General features: G+C 63.2%; 17 protein-coding genes. 12 read left to right on the top strand and 5 right to left on the bottom strand.

The genetic code is table 11. From position 1 onward, the window contains the following. Positions 1–753 carry a 2-phosphosulfolactate phosphatase gene (locus tag ACIPY2_RS18925; RefSeq protein ID WP_400267935.1) on the bottom strand — a complete coding sequence of 251 codons (753 nt, stop codon included), beginning with the start codon at positions 751–753 and terminating at the stop codon, positions 1–3. A 24-nt stretch (positions 754–777) separates the two neighbouring features. Beyond that, positions 778–1,647, bottom strand: coding sequence for a DUF4031 domain-containing protein (locus tag ACIPY2_RS18920; RefSeq protein ID WP_400267934.1), 870 nt, complete (start codon positions 1,645–1,647; stop codon positions 778–780). 249 nt (positions 1,648–1,896) lie between these two features. Here ACIPY2_RS18920 and ACIPY2_RS18915 point away from each other — a divergent pair, with 249 nt between their 5' ends. The 4 genes from ACIPY2_RS18915 (at position 1,897) to ACIPY2_RS18900 (ending at position 5,068) form a co-directional block, all read left to right on the top strand. Continuing rightward, on the top strand, positions 1,897–2,307 hold the full coding sequence (locus ACIPY2_RS18915) for a molybdopterin-binding protein (RefSeq protein ID WP_400267933.1): 411 nt from the start codon (positions 1,897–1,899) through the stop codon (positions 2,305–2,307). Next, positions 2,304–3,110: a molybdate ABC transporter substrate-binding protein gene (modA, locus tag ACIPY2_RS18910; protein WP_400267932.1), complete on the top strand. Its 807-nt coding sequence runs from the start codon at positions 2,304–2,306 to the stop codon at positions 3,108–3,110. The genes ACIPY2_RS18915 and modA overlap by 4 nt, the downstream gene beginning before the upstream one ends. 69 nt (positions 3,111–3,179) lie before the next feature. Further along, positions 3,180–4,004 (top strand): ABC transporter permease, encoded by an 825-nt coding sequence (locus ACIPY2_RS18905; RefSeq protein WP_400267931.1) that lies wholly within the window; start codon positions 3,180–3,182, stop codon positions 4,002–4,004. Beyond that, positions 4,001–5,068 carry a sulfate/molybdate ABC transporter ATP-binding protein gene (locus ACIPY2_RS18900; RefSeq protein ID WP_400267930.1) on the top strand — a complete coding sequence of 356 codons (1,068 nt, stop codon included), beginning with the start codon at positions 4,001–4,003 and terminating at the stop codon, positions 5,066–5,068. The genes ACIPY2_RS18905 and ACIPY2_RS18900 overlap by 4 nt, the downstream gene beginning before the upstream one ends. Positions 5,069–5,071: 3 nt before the next feature. Here ACIPY2_RS18900 and ACIPY2_RS18895 read toward each other — a convergent pair whose 3' ends face one another. After that, positions 5,072–5,689, bottom strand: coding sequence for an MSMEG_1061 family FMN-dependent PPOX-type flavoprotein (locus ACIPY2_RS18895; RefSeq protein WP_400267929.1), 618 nt, complete (start codon positions 5,687–5,689; stop codon positions 5,072–5,074). A gap of 136 nt (positions 5,690–5,825) precedes the next feature. On the opposite strand from ACIPY2_RS18895, the gene clpB reads away from it, so the two are divergent. After that, positions 5,826–8,480: an ATP-dependent chaperone ClpB gene (gene clpB, locus ACIPY2_RS18890; protein WP_400267928.1), complete on the top strand. Its 2,655-nt coding sequence runs from the start codon at positions 5,826–5,828 to the stop codon at positions 8,478–8,480. Positions 8,481–8,533: 53 nt separating this feature from the next. Here clpB and ACIPY2_RS18885 read toward each other — a convergent pair whose 3' ends face one another. Then, complete coding sequence (locus ACIPY2_RS18885) at positions 8,534–9,235, bottom strand: septum formation family protein (RefSeq protein WP_400267927.1); 702 nt, start codon at positions 9,233–9,235, stop codon at positions 8,534–8,536. 241 nt (positions 9,236–9,476) lie between these two features. On the opposite strand from ACIPY2_RS18885, the gene ACIPY2_RS18880 reads away from it, so the two are divergent. The 3 genes from ACIPY2_RS18880 to ACIPY2_RS18870 all read left to right on the top strand — a co-directional run bounded on the left by ACIPY2_RS18880 (position 9,477) and on the right by ACIPY2_RS18870 (position 11,497). Beyond that, on the top strand, positions 9,477–9,701 hold the full coding sequence (locus ACIPY2_RS18880; protein ID WP_347108543.1) for a DUF3073 domain-containing protein: 225 nt from the start codon (positions 9,477–9,479) through the stop codon (positions 9,699–9,701). Positions 9,702–9,947: 246 nt separating this feature from the next. Beyond that, positions 9,948–10,730 (top strand): VOC family protein, encoded by a 783-nt coding sequence (locus tag ACIPY2_RS18875; protein WP_400267926.1) that lies wholly within the window; start codon positions 9,948–9,950, stop codon positions 10,728–10,730. Further along, positions 10,727–11,497: a VOC family protein gene (locus tag ACIPY2_RS18870; RefSeq protein WP_400267925.1), complete on the top strand. Its 771-nt coding sequence runs from the start codon at positions 10,727–10,729 to the stop codon at positions 11,495–11,497. Before ACIPY2_RS18875 ends, ACIPY2_RS18870 begins: the two co-directional genes overlap by 4 nt. Position 11,498: 1 nt before the next feature. Here ACIPY2_RS18870 and ACIPY2_RS18865 read toward each other — a convergent pair whose 3' ends face one another. Next, complete coding sequence (locus ACIPY2_RS18865) at positions 11,499–12,128, bottom strand: GntR family transcriptional regulator (protein ID WP_400267924.1); 630 nt, start codon at positions 12,126–12,128, stop codon at positions 11,499–11,501. Positions 12,129–12,237: 109 nt separating this feature from the next. Between ACIPY2_RS18865 and ACIPY2_RS18860 the strand changes: the two genes are divergently transcribed. The 4 genes from ACIPY2_RS18860 to ACIPY2_RS18845 are packed head-to-tail and all read left to right on the top strand — an operon-like array spanning position 12,238 to position 15,929. Further along, positions 12,238–13,284 (top strand): succinylglutamate desuccinylase/aspartoacylase family protein, encoded by a 1,047-nt coding sequence (locus tag ACIPY2_RS18860; protein WP_400267923.1) that lies wholly within the window; start codon positions 12,238–12,240, stop codon positions 13,282–13,284. Then, positions 13,271–14,209, top strand: a complete 939-nt coding sequence (locus ACIPY2_RS18855; protein ID WP_400267922.1) for an ABC transporter substrate-binding protein — start codon at positions 13,271–13,273, stop codon at positions 14,207–14,209. Before ACIPY2_RS18860 ends, ACIPY2_RS18855 begins: the two co-directional genes overlap by 14 nt. Positions 14,210–14,217: 8 nt before the next feature. Continuing rightward, positions 14,218–15,144: an amino acid ABC transporter permease gene (locus ACIPY2_RS18850; RefSeq protein ID WP_400267921.1), complete on the top strand. Its 927-nt coding sequence runs from the start codon at positions 14,218–14,220 to the stop codon at positions 15,142–15,144. Then, positions 15,141–15,929, top strand: a complete 789-nt coding sequence (locus ACIPY2_RS18845; protein WP_400267920.1) for an amino acid ABC transporter ATP-binding protein — start codon at positions 15,141–15,143, stop codon at positions 15,927–15,929. The genes ACIPY2_RS18850 and ACIPY2_RS18845 overlap by 4 nt, the downstream gene beginning before the upstream one ends. Positions 15,930–15,936: the final 7 nt, after the last annotated feature.

The raw sequence follows: 15,936 nt of genomic DNA, 5'->3' as shown, positions 1-15,936 counted from the left end.
TCAACCGGCCTGGAATGCCCCATCCCGCAACACTGCAACCACTGAACTGCCGTCCAACTCAGCCGCAATGACAACGTCTTCCGAGAACCCCCGGTCCACAAGTTCCCGGCCACTGGAACACCCTCTGAGCACAGCCGCCAGTCGAGGTTCAGCGGCGTCGAATGCCGCGGCCGCCGACTGGGCTTCCGGTGCGAAGTTTCGCCTCCCCGCAGCCGCGAGCCCCGCGATGAAGGCCCCGGCGCCGAGCTCGTCCTCCAAAGCCGGTCGCAGCGAACCCCCAGTCCACTTCTCACCCGCAGCGATCACGGCGATCACGGCGTCCTCAGGCAGGGAGGTGTGCACCCAATCTGCGGTGGCGGCAGCGTTGCGCAAGCACACGGCCACCACTTGCCTCGCCGAGGATGCCAACTCATGGCTTAGCGCGGAACCGTTGGGGGAGGGCAACACCACGCGTTCCAAACCTTGAGCGCGGCGGATGCTGACGGGCGAAAGGCTGAGGCCCGCCGAACCCCTCGGCCCGGCCAGCACAGCACCATGATGGGCCGCGAACTCACTGGCCGCCGCATCGCTCCACGGGTAGGGAAACACCCTCGCCCCGCGATCCACGGCAACACTCACGCACGTGGTGAACGAGAGGACGTCGACCACCACGGCAAGGTCGGCGTGCGGCACTATGGCGCGGGCGCCGTCGAGCCCCCACTCAAAACGCACCGAATACGGCAGCTGCCGCTCCGGTGCTCCTGGCTCGCTCATAGCGCTCCGCTCATGATCCTTGGCTCACGCCAGTTCGGCGGCCAGGTTGCGGCGGGCGGCGTCCAGCCAGAGGGCTTTGGCCCGGTCGCCGTGGAACAGCGGGTCCAGCCCCAGCAGATGGCGCACGACGGCGGAACGCCCCTTTGCGAAGTCGTCGTCACTGACGTGGGCATAGTCGTCCCGGACGGCGGAGAGGTAGCGCGCATAAGACTGTTCGTCGCCGCCGAGCACTGAGAGGTCGGCGTCGCACAGGAGTGCTCCTGCGTGGTCGTCGGGTTCAGGGCTGTGGTCCGTGGTGAGCCGGACGAGGCGGGCCACCTCGGCAACGTCCGAAGGGGCCAGCCCTGCGGCGGCCAGGCGGTCTTCGGCAAGGCGCGCGGATTCCTCCTCGTCCTGGCCGGCGACTCCTTCATAAACGGCATCGTGGAACCATGCGGCGAGGGCCACTGTGCGGGCGGGCAAGGCCGGCTCGGTCAAGAGATCCAAGGCTTCCAGGACTGCAAGGAGGTGTGTGCGGCCGTGATACTTCCGGCTCTCCTCACCCCAGCGCTCCAAGAGTTCCAAGCCCAGCTCCTCGTGACCGGGAAAGGTGCTGTTCCATCGTTCCATCAGCGGAACCGTAAGAGCTTTGCTGCGCTCCCGGGCGGGAATGCGCAAGCCGCTGGCAATGAGCTTGCGCACCAGCACGCGGGCTTCCACCGGAACGGCCCCCGCTTTAACAAGATCGTCATACCGGCGTTCCGGAACGTCGTAGTGGTCGCCATCGAAAGCCCGTTCAGGTATCCCGGCAGCGGTTGCGAAGGCGTGCAACTCATCCAGCGACTTGTCCGAGACCAAGTGTGAAAAGACGGTTCCGTGGGCGGGCCATAGCGGTGGATCGATGTAGACGGCCATGGGCAAAGTGTAGTTTTCCGGTGGCCAAACGCGAACGATCCTTCCCAGTTGCCGGTCATCGGGGCGCGTCTACCGCCGAACCACAGCCCCGGAGCCACAGGCTTCTCTGCCGTGACGATCACGGCAACTGGGAAGGAGCGCAATGCCTGAGATCAGGGTACGGCAGTTGTTCGGCGGGGCGTAAGGTCACAATTGGTTTACGGATGAATCGAATAAACACTGCCGCATTTGAGGATCTAGACTCATTCCATGCCGCAAATACGAATCTCTGAGGCCGCCCGCTTCCTGGGTGTCAGCGACGACACCGTCCGTCGCTGGACTGAGAACGGGACCCTCACTGCCCGGAAGGATTCAGCCGGCCGCCTTGCAGTGGACGGCCTGGAACTGGCCAGGCTTGCCCGCGACCAGTCCCACCTCCAGGACGACTCTTCGCGCGCAGGCAGTTCGGCCCGCAATCGATTCGTCGGCCTGGTTACTGGGATCACGGCGGACAAGGTCATGGCCCAAGTTGAACTGCAGTGCGGCCCGTTCCGCGTCGTATCACTCATGAGCAGTGAAGCAGTCCGGGAGTTGGGCCTGGAGCTCGGGTCCGTAGCCACTGCCGTGGTGAAAGCCACCACCGTCATCATCGAAACGCCCCAAGGAAAGAGCGTCATATGAGATCCGCCCCGAAGTCCTTCGCTGCCTTCTTCCTTGCTGCCGCCATGTCCGTCGGCCTGGTTGGCTGTGCCTCTGCCGGCAGCCCGGCAACCCCAAGCGGCAGCACCTCCAGTGAGGCCGGCAAGCCCTCCGGAACCCTGACTGTTTTCGCCGCGGCCTCCTTGAAATCGACCTTCACCAAGCTCGCCGGCGAGTTTGAAGCGAAGAACCCGGGCACCAAGGTCACGCTGAACTTTGCCGGTTCATCGGACCTGGTCACCCAAATCAGCCAAGGTGCTCCGGCTGACGTCTTCGCATCTGCAGACACCAAGAACATGACCAAGCTTGCCGATGCCAAGCTGTTGGACGGCGGGGCCACCAATTTCGCCACGAATGTCCTGGAGATCGCGGTGCCGCCGGCCAACCCCGCCAACATCGGATCGTTCGCGGACCTCGCCAAACAAGGCACCAAAGTGGTGGTCTGCGCTCCCCAGGTCCCCTGCGGCGCAGCAACCGAAACGGTGGAGAAGGCTACGGGCACAACGCTGAACCCGGTCAGCGAGGAATCTTCGGTCACCGATGTCCTCGGCAAAGTCACCTCCCAGGAGGCCGACGCCGGGCTGGTCTATGTCACCGACGTCAAAGCGGCCGGGGACAAGGTGCGGGGAATCCCTTTCCCGGAGTCGGACAAGGCGGTGAATACCTACCCGATTGCTACAGTGGGCGCGGGCAAGAACAAGGAACTCGCCCAGGCGTTCATTGCGTTGGTGACCGGCAGCGAGGGAAGGAAAGTCCTGAACGACGCCGGTTTCGGCACCCCGTAGTCACGGCTACAGGCACTTCCCCCTTCCCGTCCGTCGGAACGGCCATCGACCCCGCAAAGTAAGGCACCCATGACTCGACGCAGCGGCATCGGCTATACGGGTGTTCCCCGCTGGGTGTACGCGGTGGCTGTGGCAGGATCCCTGTTCATCCTGTTGCCGCTGGTTGCCATGGTGGCCAAGGTGAACTGGCCGCAATTCATCCCCTTGGTCACGTCGGAATCGTCCCTGACGGCACTTGGCCTGAGCCTCCGCACCTCAGCGGTCAGCACTCTCCTTTGCGTTGGCTTGGGAGTTCCACTGGCGCTCGTGCTGGCCCGGACCCCGTTTCCCGGCCAGCGACTGCTGCGGGCGTTCGTCCTCTTGCCGCTGGTGCTGCCACCCGTCGTCGGCGGCATCGCGTTGCTTTACACCTTTGGCCGGCAGGGCCTGCTGGGAAAGTCCCTGGAAGTGGCGGGGATCCACATTGCCTTCTCCACCACCGCCGTCGTGCTTGCCCAGACGTTCGTGGCCCTGCCGTTCCTGGTGGTGAGCCTCGAAGGCGCCCTCCGCACGGCGGGCAACAAATACGAGGCCGTGGCAGCCACCCTCGGCGCGAGGCCGGGAACGGTTCTTGGAAGGGTGACCGTTCCGCTGGTTCTGCCGGGGCTGGCATCCGGGGCAGTGTTGTCATTTGCGCGGAGCCTGGGCGAGTTCGGTGCCACGTTGACGTTTGCGGGGAGCCTGCAAGGTGTCACCCGCACGCTGCCGCTTGAGATTTACCTCCAGCGCGAGACCGACGCCGATGCCGCCGTCGCACTGTCATTGGTCTTGGTGGCCGTGGCTGTCGCGGTGGTTGGCCTGAGCTACGGTCGGCGCCGGACCGGCAGCAAGGCACCCGCGGAGGTCCAGCCATGACATTCGAGCTTTCGGCCAGCCTCCCCTCCCGGAACTTTGAGCTCCACCTGCACCTTGAGGAGGGCGAAACCCTGGCGGTCCTGGGCCCCAATGGCGCCGGCAAGTCCACCCTGCTTGGCGTCATCTCCGGCCTGCTGCGGCCGGATTCGGGCGTGGCCCGGATCGCGGGCAGGGAACTCTTCAGGCTCGACGGCGGCAGGGGCCATTGGAGCGCACCGCACCTCCGCGGCACCGCCCTGCTGGCCCAGGATGCGCTGCTTTTCCCGCATATGAACGTCCTGGAGAACGTGGCGTTCGGGCCCCGCAGCACGGGTTCATCCAAGGGGAAAGCGCGGGAATCGGCGCGCAGGTGGCTAGCCGAAGTGGACGCGCTGCAGCTCGAGAAACGCAGGCCCGCGGAATTGTCCGGCGGCCAGGCCCAGAGGGTAGCGGTGGCCCGCGCCCTGGCAGCCGAGCCGGAACTGCTGCTCCTGGACGAGCCCATGGCAGCGCTCGACATCCACGCCGCACCGCTCCTCCGAAGGGTGCTGAAGAGGGTCCTGGCCGGGCGCAAAGCCATCATCGTCACCCACGACGTCCTTGACGCCTACATGCTCGCCGACCGCGTCATCGTCCTTGAAGACGGACGCATCACGGAAGAGGGCCCTACTCGACAAGTGCTGGAGCGCCCGCGCAGCCATTTCGCTGCCGGGCTCGCGGGGCTGAACATCGTCACCGGGACCATTGCGCGGGAGGGAATCACGACGCCGGATGGGCGGCTGTTCGCCGGACAGCACGATCCCGAGTGGTCACCCGTGCCCGGCCAGGCCGGGGTGGCGGCGTTTCCGCCGTCGGCAGTTTCCGTCTTCCTGGGTGATGTTCACGGAAGCCCTCGCAACTCGTATCCGGTGACTGTGACGGAGTTGGAACCGCATGGCGACCAGATCCGGGTCCATGCGGGGGAGGCCGGCAGCGTCTTGGCTGCGGATATCACCCCGGCGGCGTCGGCAGATTTGGGGCTGGAGCCCGGGATGGAGGTCCGGTTCGTGGTGAAATCGGCCCTGGTGTCCATTTATCCAGCCTGAAACCTACTCGCGGTACATGCGTTCCGTGTAGGAGGGTCCGTAGTAGGACTCGAGTTCCTCAAGGGGTGTGTCCGGCTGGACGTAGGTCTTGGAGAGGACCGCGATGCTCGGCAGGGCTTCGGGATTCCAACTCTCCGGGTCCCAGAGCCCGCTGCGCAGGAAGGCCTTGCCACAATGCGTGAAGACCTCTTCGACGGAAACCACCACTGCAACCCGGGGTCGGTGGCCCTTGACCACCATCCGGTCGAAGAAGTCGCCATCGCTGACCAGTTGCGCCTTCCCGTTGATCCGCAGGGTGTCCGTCCTGCCAGGGACTACCGAGAGGATTCCTACGTTCGGGTTTTCGAGGATGTTCCGGAAGCCGAACGCCAGCTTGTTTCCCGGCCTTTCCGGAATCGCGATGGTGTTGTCGTCCAGCACTTCGATGAAGCCGGCGGGATCGCCCTTAGGTGAAGCGTCCACGCGGCCTTGGGCATCCGCCGTCGAAATAACGCAAAAGGGGCTGGCCGCAAGCCACTGCCGGTCGAAGGCGCTGAGTTCGCGGCGGACTTTCTTCCTTACCCTGTCCAAGGGTTGGCCGATCAATTGGTCCAGCTCGTCCGCGGTGTCGATGGGTTTCATGGCCCCAGCCTACGCGGAGTGCTGGACAGCGGTTTCGCCTTGGGCAAACATGGAAGACGGTGGGCCAAATCCAAACTTGAGCGTAGTAGACTCAACTTTGAAACCAGTTGGTCCTACTCCAGAAAGGGAGCTCTCTTTGGACGTCAAATTCACCACCAAGAGCCAGGAGGCCCTCTCTGCGGCCGCCATGAACGCTTCAACCGCCGGGAATCCACAGCTGGAACCGGCCCATCTCCTGAAAGCGCTCATGGACCAGCGGGAAGGCGTAGCTGTCGCCTTGCTCCGTGCCACCGGTGCCGATCCTGACGCTGTGAGCGTCCAGGCGAGTGCGGCCATCAAAGCCCTGCCGTCGTCATCGGGAAGTTCGGTCCAGCAGGCACAGCTTTCCCGCCAATCCATGCAAGCCATCCAGGCGGCCCAGAACGAGGCCGAGAAGCTGGGCGATTCGTTCGTTTCCACCGAGCATCTGCTGTTGGGTCTTTCGGCCGGCAGTGACGCCGTGGGCAAGTTGCTGCGCGACGCCGGTGCTTCCCACGAGGCACTGCTTGCTGCCCTGCCGGGTGTCCGCGGTGACCGTAACGTCAACTCACCGGACCCGGAGAACACCTTCCAGGCATTGGAGAAGTTCGGCACAGACCTCACAGCCGTGGCCCGTTCCGGCAAGCTGGACCCCGTGATCGGCCGTGACAGCGAGATCCGTCGCGTAGTGCAGGTCCTGAGCCGTCGCACCAAGAACAACCCGGTGCTCATCGGTGAGCCCGGCGTCGGCAAGACCGCCGTCGTCGAAGGGCTGGCCCAGCGCATGGTTGCCGGTGACGTTCCGGAGAGCCTGCGGGGCAAGACCCTCATTGCCTTGGATCTTGCCTCGATGGTGGCCGGCGCCAAGTACCGCGGTGAATTCGAAGAACGGCTGAAGGCTGTCCTGGAGGAGATCAAGAACTCCAACGGCCAGATTGTCACGTTCATCGACGAGATCCACACCGTTGTTGGCGCAGGGGCCACGGGCGAGAGCGCCATGGACGCAGGCAACATGCTCAAGCCCATGCTGGCCCGCGGCGAACTCCGCCTGATCGGTGCCACCACCCTGGACGAGTACCGCGAGAACATCGAGAAGGACCCCGCCTTGGAGCGCCGGTTCCAGCAGGTTTACGTTGGCGAGCCGAGCGTGGAGGACACCATCGGCATCCTCCGCGGACTCAAGGAGCGCTACGAAGCGCACCACAAGGTGGCCATCGCGGACTCGGCGTTGGTTGCCGCCGCGACGCTTTCCAACCGGTACATCTCCGGGCGCCAGCTTCCGGACAAGGCAATCGACCTCGTGGACGAGGCCGCGTCCCGGCTCCGCATGGAGATCGACTCCGCTCCGGAAGAGATCGACCAGCTCCGCCGCGCCGTCGACCGTTTGACCATGGAAGAACTTGCCCTCCAGAACGAGACCGACCCCGCCTCCGTTGAGCGGCTTGCCGCGCTCCGCGCTGACATGGCGGACAAGAAGGAAGAGCTCAACGCCCTCAACGCAAGGTGGGAAGCGGAAAAGGCCGGGCTGAACCGCGTGGGTGACCTGAAGGCCAAAATCGACGAGCTGCGCTCCGCTGCCGACAAGCACCAACGCGAAGGTGACCTGGAATCGGCGTCGCGCATTTTGTACGGCGAGTTGCCGGCCTTGGAACGTGAGCTCAACGCGGCGGCCGAGGAAGAATCGGCACGTGGCTCCAAGCCTGACTTGATGGTGGCTGAAGAAGTCACGGCTGACGACATCGCCGAGGTCATCTCCGCCTGGACCGGTATCCCCGCCGGCCGCATGCTCCAGGGCGAATCCCAAAAGCTGCTGCACATGGAGGAGGAGCTCGGCAAGCGCCTGATCGGCCAGACCAAGGCAGTGCAGGCAGTCTCGGACGCCGTCCGCCGTGCCCGCGCCGGAATCAGTGACCCCAACCGACCCACGGGTTCGTTCCTGTTCCTCGGCCCCACCGGCGTCGGCAAGACCGAGCTGGCCAAGGCCTTGGCTGACTTCCTCTTCGACGACGAGCGCGCCATGATCCGGATCGACATGTCCGAGTACAGCGAGAAGCACGCCGTGGCACGCCTGGTGGGTGCCCCTCCGGGATACGTCGGCTACGAAGAGGGTGGCCAGCTCACCGAGGCTGTCCGCCGCCGGCCGTACTCCGTGGTTCTGCTGGACGAAGTGGAGAAGGCCCACCCTGAGGTCTTCGACATCCTCCTGCAGGTGCTCGACGACGGTCGCCTCACCGACGGCCAGGGCCGCACAGTCGACTTCCGCAACACCATCCTGGTCCTGACATCAAACTCGGGAAGCCAGTTCCTGGTGGACTCCAGCCTGGACGCGAAAGCCAAGCGGGACGCGGTCATGGCTGTGGTCCAGGCATCCTTCAAGCCCGAGTTCCTGAACCGGCTGGATGAGATCGTGCTGTTCGATCCGCTGTCCGTGGAGGAACTGGCCCGGATCGTTGAGCTGCATGTTGACGAGCTCAGCAGGCGGCTGCGCGACCGGCGGCTCACGCTCGAGGTCACCGACGGTGCCCGGGCCTGGCTGGCCATGTCCGGCTACGATCCCGCCTACGGTGCCCGGCCGCTGCGTCGACTGGTCCAGCGCGAAATCGGCGACCGGCTGGCCAAGGAAATCCTGGCCGGTGAAATCAGCGACGGCGATACCGTCTTGGTGGACACGGCTGCGGACGTGGACGAACTCACCCTGGCAGGGCTTGAGGCCTTGGAAAATTCCGACGGCGGTACCCCTGCGGGAACCGGGCTCTCGGTTCGCCGGAAGTAGCTGGGTAGGAAACAGGCCCTGAGGAAATAGGCCGGCCGGAGTTACCGGCCGGCCTATTTCTGCAACAGGTCGTCTTTGATGGTGTTCCCCGGGTTCACCACGATGAAGCAATCCACCCGACGGTCGCCACGTTCCCAACTGCTGGTGCTGGGGTAGACCGCCTGCTTCAGCAGCGTGTTGTATTCGTTGGCTGCGGCGTTGAACTTGATGCCCGTGCACACCTCGCGGCCCTTCTCCTTGAGCGCGTTCGTTCCGGGAAACGAACCCTCCTGCGGGTAGGTGTAGGCGGCACCGAGCTGGGCGTTGTGCTCGGTGTCGCAGGCCACCGCCCTGGCTTTTGAGGCGTTGGGGTCGAACTCCGCGAAGCAATCGCCCACTTGGAAGTCCTTGGAATCCGTGTCGCGCGGGAGGGGGCCCAGGGATGCGGTGGCACTGGGCGTGGATACGGCGGCTTCAGGCCGGGTTCCCAGCAGGTTCAGCAACACCCAGATCACCACCCCCATCAGCACCAAGGCGCCCACCACGATTCCGCCGATCACGAGCCGCTGGCGCTTGACTGGGTCACCTTGGTGTGGGGGCTCCGGCTGGTTCTCCTCCGGATGTTGGAACCCATCCGGATTGAATCCGCCGGAGGGAGCATAAGGCGGCGGGGGCGGCGCTATGGGCGCCGGGGGTTCGTTCGGGGCTGGCGGGACCTTGGCCGCATCGTGATCCGGACCTGATTCATCCCGGGGTGGAGTGTTGTCCTGACTCATTCCAGTGCTGTGCCCTCCTGCTCCGATGCCGCATTGAGGCAGACTCTACCCAATTTTGTTGGTCCGTTGGAGGTTCTGGACGTGCTTCAAGAGGTGCGCGGCCCCGGCTCGGCTCCCGGTGGCACACAGTCACCCCTGAAACCATGTAATCTAGACATACGACAAATTGACCAAACATTCCGGGGCCTCACCGATCGCCATGGTGACCACCTCCGGTCCAAGTACAAAAGGGGGTCACGCCATGGGGCGCGGCCGTCAAAAGGCAAAAGCTACCAAGCAGGCTCGGGACATCAAGTACTACTCCCCGAACACTGACTACTCGGCACTTGAGCGTGAGCTCACGGGCCCATCGAGTCGTGCAAAGAGCCACTTCCCCGAAGATCCTCCGGAGCCGGACTACTCGGCTTACGAGGACAAGTACGCGGAAGACGACGACGACGAGGTAGACACCCGCCGTCTCGGATAGCTGTCGTAACCAAAAGGTGCCTCCAGGCACTGAGTTACGTACCGCCGTCGTACTTCCTGGTTGTTGCGCATCCTTCGATGCCACACATCTTGAAAAGCCCGCAGGGCACGCCGTTATTTGGCGTACCCAGCGGGCTTTCTTGTTTAAGCGTTGTATGGGACCCCCGCGGGTTGAAGGCTCAAAGCGTTGTCCTTGCTTGGGCCCGGTACTAAGTTGATCTGGGGCCAGTTCATCGAAAGGAACACCATGCCGCAGGTTGAGCGGTACATGCAGGGGACACCATGTTGGGTGGACCTTTCCTCCACCGATATCGAAATTTCCAAGCAGTTCTACAGCCTGCTGTTCGGCTGGGAGCTGGACTCCATGGACGCAGGCCAGGGCATGACTTACTACATGGCCAAGCTCAAGGGCAGGTACGTGGCCGGCATGATGCAGCAGATGCCCGACGTTCCCGAGGGAATGCCTTCCTACTGGGCCAATTACCTGGCAGTGGACTCCGTCGACCAAGCCGCTGAACGTGCCGTCGCCGCTGGAGGGGCCATCGTGGTACTTCCGGATGCCGTTCCGAATGGCAGTGGCCGGATGTTCTTCGCCACGGATCCGACCGGTGCGCAGATCGGTTTCTGGGAGGCCGGCAGCCACCCCGGATCAGGCTTGGTGAACGAGCCCGGAACCATGATCTGGAACGAACTCCAGACCGACGATGTACCCAAGGCTGTTAGCTTCTACGAGGCCGTTACCGGCTGTACGAGCAATATCCGGCCGGCCGGGGATCTTCAGGAGTACACCGAGCTGGTGGTTGACGGTCGGGCTGTTGCCGGCGCCATGAAGCTGCCCATTGAGGGGCTCTCGCCGTTTTGGATGACCTACTTCAACGTGGACCAAGTTGAGCGTGCCGTTGAACAGGCAGTCGAGTCTGGGGGCCACGTCATCTCGCCTGCCTTCGACGTCCCGGGGATCGGCCGCATGGCTGTCCTCATGGACCCGGCCGGCGCGGCCTTCAGCGTCATGACGGGGCTATCGGCATGACGGCCAGGACACACTACGCCCACGGCGAACCGTGCTGGGCGGACCTCCAAACGCGGGATGTGCCGGCCGCCAAGCAGTTTTATGGCAGGGTCTTCGGCTGGACCTTCACCGACTTACCAACCCCGGATGGCCGCAGTTACGCGCAAGCCTTCCTGGGCCAGGACCTCGTAGCCGTGATCGCCCCACAAAACCCGCTCCAGGAAGCCGCCGGCACCCATGGGCAATGGAACGTCTATCTCGCCGCTACCGATGCCGAGGAAGTTGCGGAGGACGCCGTCCATGCCGGGGGTAAGCTCGAGTTCGGGCCGGAACATGTGGCCGACACCGGGGTCTTGGCTTTCGTGTCACCACCCGGCGGGGGAACCACCGGAATCTGGCAGGCCGGCACGCACACGGGGAGCCATCGGTTCAACGAGCCCGGTGCCCTGGCTTGGGCCGAACTGCTGACTACCGAGCCGCAGGCCGCCGTCGGGTTTTTTCAGCAGCTCTTCGGGCATGACGTCACCGAATATCCCCAGGACGACGGCGGCAGCTACTGGACGCTGATCGTGAACGGTGACGAGGTGGCCGGGATTGTCCCCGCCGAAGAAGGGGACGACGCAGGGTGGCAGGTCTACTTCGGAGTCTCTGACCTGCGCAAGGCCGCCGATGCGGCTGTCGAGGCTGGGGGAGAGCTCCTGGTGGAACCCGACGACAACCCCGAAAAAGGCTCACTTGCCACCATCATGGACCCCCAGGGCGGAGTGCTTAGCCTGATCCAGGTTTAGGCTATTGGTCCTTCTCGTGGCACAAATCCAGGAGTGGAATCAGCGCGTCCACGTCAGAGGCCCGGGCCGCGGCCACGATTTTTCGGTGCGCGTCAGCGACCCGGTCCAGCTTGTCCTGGTCCAGCGGATAGGAGCGGCTGATAAGGCGCTGAACCGGGTTGTCCCACACGGACTGCAGTGTCTTCAGCAGGAAACTGTTGGGTGACGTGGAGGCCAGGCACAAGTGAAAAGCGCGGGTTGCGGAGAACAGTTGCTCGGCATCCGTGCTCTCTGCGCCCTCGGCAATGAGGAGTTCCAGCCGCGCGAGTTCGAGGTTTGAGTATTTTGCGCCGCCTTGCCTGATGGCCATGACCTCGAGTGCCTTGCGAACCTCGTAGACTTCCTCCACTTCCGAGCGCGTCAGGGTAGTGGCGAAGTAGCCTGACCCAGGCTCAAGTGTGGCCAATCCGTCGTGGACCAAGCGGTTTAGGGCATCCCGGACTGGAGTGCGGGAGACGCCGTACTCCTCGGCGATTTGCTCCTGGACCAGTGCTGCGCCGGGAGCAATGACTCCTATGACGATGTCGTTGCTGATCCTGTCATAGACGTGTTCGCTCAGTGGCCGCACTTTCCTGGCTGCTTGCGCAGGCATTCGCCCCATCCCCTCATCAGAAAAAACTCATTTAAGTCTATGTAGTTTACATCACGATATTCACTGTATACAGTGAATCCAATTCTAACGAACTGACGAGAGTTGTTCCATGACTTTGCACATACCCCGTATCCCCGGCATCGACTTCGCCGCTGTCGGCAAGCAGTTTGGTCACTTGGAGATCGAACACTCGGACAATGAGAATGACGCCGCTGTCATTCCGTCCCCCCTTGCGGTAATCGGTGGGGGAGACGGCCCAACGGTCCTGCTCATCGCCGGCACGCACGGCGACGAATATGAAGGACAAGTTCTGCTGCAGGAACTGATCCGCACCGTCCAGGCCGAGGATGTCACGGGACGTTTGATCGTTCTGCCGGCCCTGAACATCTGCGCCGTGAGGGAGGGCCGCCGTGTTGCCAGCGTGGACGGCGTCAATCTCAATCGTGCCATGCCTGGCAGCGCTGCCGGAGGCCCGGCGCAGCAGATCGCCTCTATTGTGGCCGAAGAACTTATCCCCATGGCGGACTACGTCATGGACATCCACTCCGGCGGAAACGCTTCGGAGTACGTCCCATCGGCGTTCGTCTACCTTGGCCCGACTCCGGAACTTTGGGCCGCGAAAGTAGCTGCCGTGACGGCCTTCAATGCGCCCTACTGCGTGGCGGTGAAGCCCATGCTCAAAGCTGGTTCCATCAGCGGAGCTGCTGACCTCGCCGGAGTCCCCATGATCTCAACCGAGCTTGGAGGCCGCGGAACGGTCTCCGTGCCCATCCTGCAGAGAGCCAAGGAAGGACTCCGCTCCCTTCTAGGCCATTGGGGCGTGCTCAAGGACGAGTCGAAGCCCCTGGCAAGCCAAAGCGCCGAACGGCCGATCCACTGGGTCCAACTGACCGCCGAAGCAGCGGTGCATTCCACCATGGCCGGGCTTTTCGAACCCCTGGTCGTCCTCGGACAGAAGGTCAGCGCCGGTGACGTCGTGGCCCGGGTCCATGCAGTGGAAGAGCTCGACCGGCCTGCCAAAGAATTCCATTCACCGATTGATGGAGTAGTCGCAATCGTGCGGCACCCCGCAATCGTCAACGTCGGTACAACCCTGGTCAACATCGCCGTCGACCACGGAACTACACCCCCGGAAGGTAACCATGTCCCGTCCTAACCTCATCAGAACCGGTGCTCTGCTCATGGCTGCAGCTATCGGAATGTCCGGCTGTACCACGGCCTCCCTTGACGCCGGCAAGGAATCCGCAGCCTCGTCCGGTCCCAAGGATTCGATCCCTGCCGCCAGTTACAACAAGGCAGCAGCTGATCTGTTGCCGGCGGACATCAAGGCCAAGGGAACCCTGGTGGTCGGCACTGACCCCACTTTTCCTCCGTACGAGTTTTACGCGGACGACAACAAAACAGTCATTGGGTGGGACGCCGACTTCGCCAAAGCGCTGGGAGAGACACTCGGCCTGGAAGTCACCATGACGCCCGCAACCTTCGACACCATCCTCCCGGGAGTCAGTTCGCACAAATACGACGTCGGCATTTCCGGCTTCAACGTCACGGCCGAACGCCAAAAGAATGCCGATTTTGCTGCCTATCAGAGCAGTGGTTCGGGTTTGGCGGTCAAAGCGGGCAACCCAAAGAATCTCTCCCTGGACCCCATGAAGCTGTGCGGCACCAAGGTTGGTGGCGAGAAGGGCACGACGCAGGGAATCGAGACTCTTCCTGCCTTCTCGCAGAAGTGCACGGATGCAGGCAAAGCACCCATCGACATCCAGCTCTTCCCTTCCCAGAATGAAGCAAATTTGGCGTTGATTTCCGGGCGGGTGGACAGCGTCCTGTCCGGTCTGATCGGCACTGGATACGCCAGCAAACTCTCCGGAGGAGCGTTCGAACTTGCCGGTGACCAGGATTTCGATCCCACACCGGTCGGCATTGCGCTGCCCAAGGGTTCCCCGCTCACGCCTGCCGTCGTGGCCGCGGTCAAAGCACTGGTTGTCAGCGATACCTACAAACAGATCAATACGAAGTACGGCATTCCCCAAACAGTCGCCATCAGCGCTGACGCTGTTGAGGCCGGTGGTTCCCGATGAGCGGACTCATGTCTCCTACCGTGACATCAACGGGGCACGATCGATTCACCGTTGTACCGGCCCGGCACCCCTGGCGCTGGGTGGCAGGGACGGCAGTTGCCGCCGTCGTGGTTCTGCTGGTGGTCTCGGCAGTCACCAACCCGCGCTTCGGCTGGGACAAGGTAGCGCTCTACTTCCGAGACGTCGCGATCGTGAACGGCATTGGGATCACGCTGTTCCTCACGGTGGTGTGCATGGCATTGGGTGTGGGGCTCGGCGTGGTCCTGGCGGTCATGCAGTTGTCTGCAAATCCCGTGGTCAAAGCCTCGGCAAGTGCCTACGTCACCATCTTCCGAGGCACACCAGTGCTGGTGCAGCTCCTGTTCTGGTTCAACCTGTCCGCCCTGTATCCGGAAATCACCTTCGGCCTTCCAGGGGTCAGCCTCGATGCCAACCAGCTCATCACCCCGTTGGCCGCCGCAATCTTGGGCCTCGGCTTGAACGAAGCGGCGTACATGTCCGAAATCGTACGAGCTGGCATCCAGTCGATAGACCAAGGGCAGAGTGAGGCCGCGGGCGCCTTGGGAATGTCCCGGATCCAGACCCTCACCCGGGTGGTGCTGCCCCAGGCCATGCGCGTCATCATCCCGCCCACGGGCAATGAGTTCATCGGCATGCTCAAGACCACGTCCCTGGTCAGCGTGCTTGCCGTGCCGGAACTTCTCTACTCCGCGCAAATTATCTACTCCAAGAACCTGCAGGTGATCCCACTGCTCCTGGTAGCGAGCATCTGGTACATCATCATCACCACCGTGTTCAGCATTGGGCAGGGCTATTTGGAACGTCGCTTCTCCAGGGGCACGTCCCGTACCGTACCGCCCACTCCAGTGGAACGACTTCGGAAATTCTTCAGGGTCCACTCGCCGCTGGCTACAGGAAAGGGCAACGCATCATGACCACCGAATCCACGAGCGCAACCGATGCCCCGCTGGTGCGGGCCCAGGAAGTCCGGAAGAGCTTCGGGCCACACGAGGTCCTCAAGGGCATTGACCTGGAGGTCAGGAAGGGCGAAGTAGTCTGCCTGATCGGCGCCTCCGGTTCGGGAAAGAGCACTTTCCTGAGGTGCGTGAACCATTTGGAGAAGATCGACGGCGGTTTGCTCTGGGTTGGGGACAGGGTGGTGGGATACCGGATCAAAGGCGACAAGCTCCACGAACAGTCCCACAACGAGATCTGCGCCGACCGGACCGATATCGGAATGGTCTTCCAGCATTTCAACTTGTTCCCACACATGACGGTCCTGGAAAACCTCATGGAGGCCCCACTCAGGGTGCTCAAACAGCGCAAGGACGAGGTCCGGCGTCGGGCGCTTGTCTTGCTGGAACAGGTGGGCCTGCAGCAAAAAGCGGACGCCTACCCGCGGCACCTTTCCGGTGGCCAGCAGCAGCGTGTAGCGATCGCGCGGGCCTTATGCATGCAGCCGAAGCTCATGCTGTTTGATGAGCCGACGTCGGCGCTGGATCCGGAACTTGTGGGGGAGGTCCTCCGTGTCATGAAGGACCTGGCAAAGTCAGGGATGACCATGATCGTGGTGACGCACGAGATGGGCTTTGCACGGGACGTCGCGGACCGCGTGGTGTTCATGCACGATGGCCGCATCATCGAGGAGGGGGCGGCGGAGGCCGTCATCAACCGCCCGCAGCACGAACGTACCAAGGCCTTCTTGTCGGCGGTTCTGTAAGCGGCAT

Origin of the sequence: Paenarthrobacter sp. NPDC089675, assembly GCF_044749185.1 — a bacterium.
Taxonomy (GTDB): Bacteria; Actinomycetota; Actinomycetes; order Actinomycetales; family Micrococcaceae; genus Arthrobacter.
Note: the sequence above shows the minus strand (reverse complement) of the source record. Positions and strands in the feature narration are given on the sequence as shown.

Bases quoted from the DNA above. Each gene is read 5' to 3' on its own strand.
- ACIPY2_RS18900 (WP_400267930.1), top strand. From the start codon at position 4,001: ATGACATTCGAGCTTTCGGCCAGCCTCCCCTCCCGGAACTTTGAGCTC.
- ACIPY2_RS18865 (WP_400267924.1), bottom strand. From the start codon at position 12,128: ATGCCTGCGCAAGCAGCCAGGAAAGTGCGGCCACTGAGCGAACACGTC.
- ACIPY2_RS18855 (WP_400267922.1), top strand. From the start codon at position 13,271: ATGTCCCGTCCTAACCTCATCAGAACCGGTGCTCTGCTCATGGCTGCA.
- ACIPY2_RS18915 (WP_400267933.1), top strand. From the start codon at position 1,897: ATGCCGCAAATACGAATCTCTGAGGCCGCCCGCTTCCTGGGTGTCAGC.
- ACIPY2_RS18905 (WP_400267931.1), top strand. From the start codon at position 3,180: ATGACTCGACGCAGCGGCATCGGCTATACGGGTGTTCCCCGCTGGGTG.
- ACIPY2_RS18870 (WP_400267925.1), top strand. From the start codon at position 10,727: ATGACGGCCAGGACACACTACGCCCACGGCGAACCGTGCTGGGCGGAC.
- ACIPY2_RS18845 (WP_400267920.1), top strand. From the start codon at position 15,141: ATGACCACCGAATCCACGAGCGCAACCGATGCCCCGCTGGTGCGGGCC.
- ACIPY2_RS18895 (WP_400267929.1), bottom strand. From the start codon at position 5,689: ATGAAACCCATCGACACCGCGGACGAGCTGGACCAATTGATCGGCCAA.
- ACIPY2_RS18860 (WP_400267923.1), top strand. From the start codon at position 12,238: ATGACTTTGCACATACCCCGTATCCCCGGCATCGACTTCGCCGCTGTC.
- modA (WP_400267932.1), top strand. From the start codon at position 2,304: ATGAGATCCGCCCCGAAGTCCTTCGCTGCCTTCTTCCTTGCTGCCGCC.
- ACIPY2_RS18925 (WP_400267935.1), bottom strand. From the start codon at position 753: ATGAGCGAGCCAGGAGCACCGGAGCGGCAGCTGCCGTATTCGGTGCGT.
- ACIPY2_RS18885 (WP_400267927.1), bottom strand. From the start codon at position 9,235: ATGAGTCAGGACAACACTCCACCCCGGGATGAATCAGGTCCGGATCAC.
- ACIPY2_RS18875 (WP_400267926.1), top strand. From the start codon at position 9,948: ATGCCGCAGGTTGAGCGGTACATGCAGGGGACACCATGTTGGGTGGAC.
- ACIPY2_RS18850 (WP_400267921.1), top strand. From the start codon at position 14,218: ATGTCTCCTACCGTGACATCAACGGGGCACGATCGATTCACCGTTGTA.
- ACIPY2_RS18920 (WP_400267934.1), bottom strand. From the start codon at position 1,647: ATGGCCGTCTACATCGATCCACCGCTATGGCCCGCCCACGGAACCGTC.
- ACIPY2_RS18880 (WP_347108543.1), top strand. From the start codon at position 9,477: ATGGGGCGCGGCCGTCAAAAGGCAAAAGCTACCAAGCAGGCTCGGGAC.